This window comes from Pseudoduganella sp. OTU4001, assembly GCF_038440195.1.
Taxonomy (GTDB): Bacteria; Pseudomonadota; Gammaproteobacteria; order Burkholderiales; family Burkholderiaceae_D; genus Rugamonas.
Window position 1 is genome coordinate 1 of record NZ_JASATG010000069.1, and the last position, 6,285, is coordinate 6,285.

Consider the following 6,285-nt stretch of genomic DNA (forward strand, 5'->3'; position numbering starts at 1 on the left):
CCCCCCCCCCCCCCCCCCCCCCCCCCCCCCCCCCCCCCCCCCCCCCCCCCCCCACGGACCGGCGGCGGCCACGGGCGCGCGCCTGACCCTGCGGGTCAGGCACTGGTTTACCGGTTTTGAAGCCAAACATATTCATCACCTTAGAAAGGCATCAGCGGGCTGAGGAAGAAGCGCGTCAGCCACGGCGGGGTATTGGTTTCGGCCAGCGAACCCTGGGCGCCGTAGGCGATGCGGGCGTTGGCGATGCGCTGCGACGAGACCTGATTGTTGGCATCGATATCGGCCGCGCGCAGGAAGCCGCGCAGGCGCACGAATTCTTCGCCCTGGTTCAGGGTCAGGACTTTTTCGCCGGCCACTTTCAGCAGGCCGTTCGGCATCACTTCCTGCACGATGACGGTGATGGCGCCGGACAGGGCGTTCTGCTGGGTGCTCGAGGCGTCGCCCTGGAAGGCGCGCTGGGCTGCAATATCGACGCCGGCCTTCGGGAAGGTCTTGCCCAGCAGGCTGGGCGGCGCGATGCCGACGCTGGAATCCTTGGCCAGGCTGGTGCCGGCGCTCTTGGACGCTTGCGTGGTTTCCTGCAGGATCACGGTCACCACATCGCCCACGCGGAAGGCGCGGCTGTCCGAGGTCAGCGACATGCCGCCATCGGGATTGAAGACGCCGCCCGAGGTGCCGCGCGGCTGGCCGCTGCGCGCCAGGGCCGGCGCTTCGTCGAATGGCGCGGGACGCACCGTTGGCTGCATGGCGTTGCAGCCTGCCAGCAGCAGTACGGCCAGCGCGGGCAGGGCGGTTTTCATCAGCGTGCAGCCTGGGCCAGGTATTGCAGCATATTGTCGGCTGCGGTCAGCACCTTGGTGTTCATCTCGTAGGTGCGCTGGGCGGCGATCATGTCCACCATTTCTTCCACCACCTGCACGTTGGAGCCTTCCAGCGCGCCCTGCTTGATCTTGCCGAACTGGGCGTCGCCCGGGCGGCCTTCGGTCGGCGCGCCGGAGGCCGGGGTTTCGGCAAACAGGTTTTCGCCCAGGGCTTGCAGGCCGGTCGGGTTGATGAAGGAGGTCAGGGTCAGCTGGCCCAGCTCGGTCGGCGTGGTGTTGCCCGGAATGCTGGCCGAGACGGTGCCGTTCTCGCCGATCGAGATCGAGGTGGCGTTGGCCGGCACGGTGATCTGCGGCACCAGCGGCAGGCCGGAGGCGTTGACCAGCACGCCGTTGGCGTCGATCTGCAGCTGGCCGGCGCGGGTGAAGGCAGCTTCGCCGTTCGGGCGCCGCACTTGCAGGAAGCCGTTGCCCATCACCGCCACGTCGAGCGCGTTGTTGGTGGTTTGCAGGGCGCCGGTGGTGAAGATCTTCTGGGTGCCGACCAGGTGGGTACCGTTACCCATCTGCACGCCGGACGGCGCCAGGGTATTGTTGTCGGCGCGCTGGGCACCCGGCTGCTGGTCGATGGAGTAGAACAGGTCTTCAAACACCACGCGGTCGCGCTTGAAGCCGACGGTGTTGGCGTTGGCCAGGTTGTTGGCGATGGCCTGCAGTTTGGCGTCTTGCGCCTGCACACCGGTCTTGCTGATCCACATTGCTGGATTCATGGTTCTCTCCCTTTTTAGCCGCTGATCAGTTTGTTGCCGATTTCGTTCATGCTGTCGGCGGCTTTGAACAATTTCATCTGGATTTCAAAAGTGCGGTTCAGGCTCATCACGGCCACCATCTCTTCGACGGCCGATACATTGGCGCCTTCCAGGTGGCCGGCCTTGACCTGCACCGTGGCGTCGGCGCCCAGCGCCTGGCCATTGCGCGCCACCAGCAGGCCGGCTTCGTTCTTGGTCAGCTCGGACGCTTCCGCGCGCACCAGCTTGAGCTTGTCGATCACCTGCATTTCGGCATTGGCGCCCGGGCCCAGGATCGAGACGGTGCCGTCCTGGCCGATCTCCACCTTGCGGTGGATCGGCAGCGTGATCGGGCCGCCTTCGCCCAACAGCTGCATGCCGTTGACGGTCATGGTGCCGTCGGCATCCGGGGTGATGGCGCCGGCGCGGGTATAGCCCTCGCCGGTCGGCCCCTGCACCGCGAAATAGCCGGCGCCGGAAATCGCGACATCGAGCTCGCGGCCGGTGGCGCGCAGGCTGCCCTGGCGGTCGGTGACCGCGTTCGACTGCAGCTGCGACATGTGGCGGTCGTCGTAGCCGTAGCCGGGCAGCTTGGCCGCCTGCGCCAGCTCCAGGTTGGCGCGGAAGCCGTTGGTATCGAGATTGGCGAGGTTGTTGGCATGCACCTGCTGGCCACGCATGGCCCGCTCGGCGCCGCTCATCGCGGTGTAGATCAGCGCATCCATTCAGCTATGCCTTTTTACAGGGCCTGCATCAGCGACTGCAGCATCTGGTTCTCCGCCGTGATCACTTTGGAGTTGGCCTGGTAGTTGCGCTGCGCGGTCATCAGGCCCACCAGTTCGGCGGTGATGTCGACGTTCGACGTTTCCAGCGAGGCCACGGTCAGCGAACCGGCCACGCCCTTGCCAGGCTCGGAGAAGTTCGGGGTGCCCGACTGCACGTTGGCGGTCCAGCTGGTTTCATTGACCGGGGTCAGCGCATCTTCGTTCGGGAAGGTGGCCAGGGTGACGCGGGCAATGGCCTGCTTCTCGCCGTTGGAGTACTTGGCCACCACATTGCCTTCCTGGTCCAGTTCGACGCCGACGTAGCTGCCGGCGGCATAGCCGTCGGCGGAGTTGGTCGAGGTGGTCGATTCGCCTTTCTGGAAGGTGCTGCCGGTGTAGTCCAGCTTGACCAGCATCGGGGAGGCATTCGGTGGGGTGAAGTCCAGGTTGTTGACCACCGGTTCGGTCACGCCGTCGCCGTCGGCGTCGGGTTCGACCAGCTGGCCGTTGGCATCGAAGATCAGGGCCATTGGCGAAGGCGCCGCGCTGCCCAGCACGGCCAGGTCAGTGCCGTCCATCGCGGTGTAGACGTTCACCGTGCGCGGGCCGTTCGGGTCGGTCAGCGGGTCGGTGCGCACGAAGTACTGGGTGATGGTGTGCTCGACGCCGAGCGAATCGTGCACCACGGTGACCTTGGACATATTGTAGGACTGCGGGTCCGGCACCACCGGCGGCACGGCGGCTGGATCCGGCGGCGTGAACGGCACGGTCGGCACCGGCCAGTCGGCCGACATATTGGCGACGAAGTCGATGTTCTCGGTCGCCTTGGCGCTCAGCTGGTTGGTCGGCACCTTGATGTCGCCCATCGGGCCGGCCACCATGCTTGGCGGGGTCAGGGCGAAGCCCTGCACGCGCTGGCCGGAGGCGTTGACCAGGAAGTCGTTGGCGTCCTTGGTGAAGATGCCGACGCGGGTGTAGTTGGTCTGGCCGGTCAGGTCCTTGGTCACGAAGAAGCCGCGGCCGTTGATCAGGGCGTCCAGGCCGCGGTTGGTGGCCTGGATGCCGCCGTTCAGGCCGATCGACTGGGTCACCGAACCGATGTGGGTACCGCTCGGCTGTTCGCCGGCGTGCAGCGAGGCGAAGTTGGCGCGGCTGGACTTGAAGCCGTAGGTCCCGGCGTTGGCGATATTGTTGGAAATCGTGCCCAGTTGCTCGTTAATGGCCTGGATGCCGGACAAAGCGATATCGAAACTCATGGCGGGGACCTTTCGTTAAATAACAGAGGCGGGGCGCTTGCCCCGGAATGCGGTAATGGCCGCCGGCGTGGTTTCGCCGACGGTGTCAACTTGCAGCGTCAGGTTGCCGCCGGCGCCCAGCTGGACGCTGTCGAGGCGGCCCTGCACGGCCAGCGGCACGCTTGGGTTGCTCTCGCTGGCGACGCGCATCGAATAGGTGCCGGCTGGCAGGCCCAGCTTGACCGGATCGATGACGAATTCATGGGTGCCGGCCGGCAGGGTGCCGAGCGCGATTTCGGTCTTGGTGCCGTTGGCGGCCGTCAGCACCAGGGTGGTCTTGGCTGAGGAGCTGCCCAGGGTGGCGGCGCCGGTGACCTTCTCGCTGTCCAGCGCCACGCTATTGGTCTGCACCATCACGTCGGCGCCGACCTGGGCGCCCATGGCCAGCACCTGCATCGATTGCAGCACCGAGGCATTGGCCGAGGTCAGGTTGGCCAGGTTCTGCAGCGCTTCGGTCTGCGACAGCTGGGTCAGCTGCTGGACGAACTGCGACGGGTCTTGCGGCGACAGCGGATCCTGGTTCTGGATTTGCGCCACCAGCAGCTTGGTGAACATGTCGCGGCCTTCGTTGGAGGCGCCGTTCAGGGCGACGCTGGTGGCGTTGGCCGCCTGGGCGGCCGAGTTGGTGAACAGGTTGGTTTCCATCAGGATTCGCCCAGCTTGAGCAGGGAAGCCTGCATGCCGCGGATGCGGCCCAGGACTTCCACATTGGTTTCAAAAGCGCGCGAGGCCGACATCATGTCGGTCATCTCGGCCACCTGGTTGACGTTCGGGTAGAACACCATGCCGTCGGCATTGGCCAGCGGGTTGCCCGGGTCGTACACCTTGCGCAGCGGCTCGGCCGATTCGACCACGTCCAGCACCTGCACCTGGCCGCCGGCGGCGGCGTCGATGCTGTCGTGCATGACGGCGGCAAACACCGGCTTGCGCGCGCGGTAGGTTTCGTTCTCGCTGCCGGCGACGGAGTCGGCATTGGCCAGGTTGGAGGCGACGGTATTCAGGCGCACGGTCTGTGCGGCCATCGCCGAACCGGCAATTTGCGCAATGTCTTTAAAGCTCATGGGTCATCCCCTGGGTTACTGGCCGTTGATGGCCTTGGCCAGCCCGCGCAGCTTCATATTGATGAAGGTCAGGCTGGTGGCAAAATCGGTCGCGTTTTGCGAGAATGCGGCCTGCTCCACGCCGATCTCGACCGTATTGCCGTCGCCGGTCGGGTGGTAGGGCACGCGGTATTTGGTGTCGCCATCGCCGTCCAGCACTGGCGTGCCGGCGGCGTCGGCTTCCACGCGCGCCAGGGACTCCTTGAAGTCGATATCCTTGGCTTCGAAGCCGGGCGTGTTCTCGTTGGCAATGTTGGAAGCGAGGATGCGGGTACGCTGCGCACGCAATTGCAGTGCGTCGGCATGCAGGCCTACCGCGTCTTTGAAATTAATGGCCATTGCTACTCTCCTCTGGTAATGTCCCAGCGAAATTACATACTAAAGGTCTTGCCCATGTCCAACAATCCCATTGTACAGGTTTTCTCAGCATTGTTGCTTATGGGAATTATAATTAGCAGTGCGGCAAGCAATGCACCAGCTGAAGATATCTTGATTAAGGTGCAAGAAGCTGCGAAAAATCAACTGCAAAAACACTCAGAAAACCTGCGCTGGCTGGAACCGAAATTCGAGGTGGAAGTGGTGCGCAGCAACCGCGTCATTCCGCCTTGTCCCTCTGGGATGAGAGTGGAAAGCCTGGATCCACGCGGTATTTCGCGCATGCGCTTCGTTGCCGTTTGCCCAAGCTTGCAAGGGTGGCGCTACGAGTTCACGGCGCGTGCCAAGGTCAGTGCGAAGGTTGCCGTAGCTGCTAATGATTTAACGTCTGGCAAAATTCTGTCGCTTATAGACTTGTTGCACGAGCGCCACGATATCACGCTAATTCCTGACACTTTTTCCGATTTGACGGAGTTGGAGGGCATGGCGGCGCGGCGCAGCATCCGCAGCGGGGAAGTGATGCGCCAGAACATGCTGGCGGCGCCGCAATTGGTCAAGCGCGGCGACCAAGTGCGCATCGTGGCGCGGCGCGACCAGATCGAGGTGTCGATGGCCGGCGAAGCGCTCGACAATGGCGTGCGCGGCGCGGTGATCCGCGTGAAAAACAGCAGCGGCACCCAGATCCGGGCGCGGGTTATTGATGCGGGGATGGTCGAGCCGGCTGATTTGCCTTGATGCTGGCGGCCACACGGCCGAGCTTGTCGGCGTAGCCGGGGTCGGTGGCATAGCCGCCGGCTTGCAGCGCCTGGGCGAAGGCGTGCGCATCGCTGCCGGTGTTGAGGGCGCGCTGGTAGCGTGGATTGTCCAGCAGCAGGCCGGCGTAATCGTCGAAGGCGCCGGCCAGGTCACCGTAGCTGCGGAAACGTTCCTTGCGCGCCACCGGCACGCCGTCTTCCACTTCCATCGTATGCAGCGCCTGCGCGGCGCCTTGCCAGCTGCCGCCGGCCTTGATGCCGAACATATTGTTGGCCGGCGCATGCCGGCCCCAGCCAGATTCCAGCGCCGCATGGGCGGCCACCAGTTCCGGCGCCACGCCCAGGCGCGCGGCGGCCGCCTCGGCATGCGGGCGGATGGCTTCCAGG

The 6,285-nt window shown here is 64.9% G+C and carries 9 protein-coding genes; 1 reads left to right on the forward strand and 8 read right to left on the reverse strand.

Annotation, left to right across the window (positions count from 1 at the left end):
• Positions 1-140: 140 nt before the first annotated feature.
• From flgH to flgB, 7 genes are read right to left on the reverse strand one after another with little or no spacing between them, the layout of a single operon-like run.
• Positions 141-800: a flagellar basal body L-ring protein FlgH gene (flgH, locus tag AAHE99_RS26605; protein WP_342120972.1), complete on the reverse strand. Its 660-nt coding sequence runs from the start codon at positions 798-800 to the stop codon at positions 141-143.
• A complete protein-coding gene (flgG, locus tag AAHE99_RS26610) occupies positions 800-1,591 on the reverse strand; it encodes a flagellar basal-body rod protein FlgG (protein WP_342120973.1) in 792 nt (263 codons plus the stop codon). Before flgG ends, flgH begins: the two co-directional genes overlap by 1 nt.
• A 14-nt stretch (positions 1,592-1,605) precedes the next feature.
• Entirely contained in the window at positions 1,606-2,334 is a 729-nt protein-coding gene (locus tag AAHE99_RS26615) for a flagellar basal body rod protein FlgF (RefSeq protein ID WP_342120974.1), read from the reverse strand.
• Positions 2,335-2,348: 14 nt separating this feature from the next.
• Positions 2,349-3,629, reverse strand: coding sequence for a flagellar hook protein FlgE (locus AAHE99_RS26620; RefSeq protein WP_342120976.1), 1,281 nt, complete (start codon positions 3,627-3,629; stop codon positions 2,349-2,351).
• 15 nt (positions 3,630-3,644) lie between these two features.
• Positions 3,645-4,313 (reverse strand): flagellar hook assembly protein FlgD, encoded by a 669-nt coding sequence (locus tag AAHE99_RS26625; protein ID WP_342120977.1) that lies wholly within the window; start codon positions 4,311-4,313, stop codon positions 3,645-3,647.
• Positions 4,313-4,729, reverse strand: coding sequence for a flagellar basal body rod protein FlgC (gene flgC / locus AAHE99_RS26630; RefSeq protein WP_342120978.1), 417 nt, complete (start codon positions 4,727-4,729; stop codon positions 4,313-4,315). Before flgC ends, AAHE99_RS26625 begins: the two co-directional genes overlap by 1 nt.
• Positions 4,730-4,744: 15 nt before the next feature.
• A complete protein-coding gene (flgB, locus tag AAHE99_RS26635) occupies positions 4,745-5,107 on the reverse strand; it encodes a flagellar basal body rod protein FlgB (protein ID WP_342120979.1) in 363 nt (120 codons plus the stop codon).
• 54 nt (positions 5,108-5,161) lie between these two features.
• On the opposite strand from flgB, the gene flgA reads away from it, so the two are divergent.
• Positions 5,162-5,878 (forward strand): flagellar basal body P-ring formation chaperone FlgA, encoded by a 717-nt coding sequence (flgA, locus tag AAHE99_RS26640; protein WP_342120981.1) that lies wholly within the window; start codon positions 5,162-5,164, stop codon positions 5,876-5,878.
• Here flgA and AAHE99_RS26645 read toward each other — a convergent pair.
• Positions 5,838-6,285: glycoside hydrolase family 73 protein (locus AAHE99_RS26645; RefSeq protein WP_342120982.1), on the reverse strand; the 448-nt coding region annotated here is incomplete at its 5' end. The two genes, flgA and AAHE99_RS26645, sit on opposite strands and share 41 nt — an antisense overlap.

Bases quoted from the DNA above. Each gene is read 5' to 3' on its own strand.
- flgH (WP_342120972.1), bottom strand. From the start codon at position 800: ATGAAAACCGCCCTGCCCGCGCTGGCCGTACTGCTGCTGGCAGGCTGC.
- flgG (WP_342120973.1), bottom strand. From the start codon at position 1,591: ATGAATCCAGCAATGTGGATCAGCAAGACCGGTGTGCAGGCGCAAGAC.
- AAHE99_RS26615 (WP_342120974.1), bottom strand. From the start codon at position 2,334: ATGGATGCGCTGATCTACACCGCGATGAGCGGCGCCGAGCGGGCCATG.
- AAHE99_RS26620 (WP_342120976.1), bottom strand. From the start codon at position 3,629: ATGAGTTTCGATATCGCTTTGTCCGGCATCCAGGCCATTAACGAGCAA.
- AAHE99_RS26625 (WP_342120977.1), bottom strand. From the start codon at position 4,313: ATGGAAACCAACCTGTTCACCAACTCGGCCGCCCAGGCGGCCAACGCC.
- flgC (WP_342120978.1), bottom strand. From the start codon at position 4,729: ATGAGCTTTAAAGACATTGCGCAAATTGCCGGTTCGGCGATGGCCGCA.
- flgB (WP_342120979.1), bottom strand. From the start codon at position 5,107: ATGGCCATTAATTTCAAAGACGCGGTAGGCCTGCATGCCGACGCACTG.
- flgA (WP_342120981.1), top strand. From the start codon at position 5,162: ATGTCCAACAATCCCATTGTACAGGTTTTCTCAGCATTGTTGCTTATG.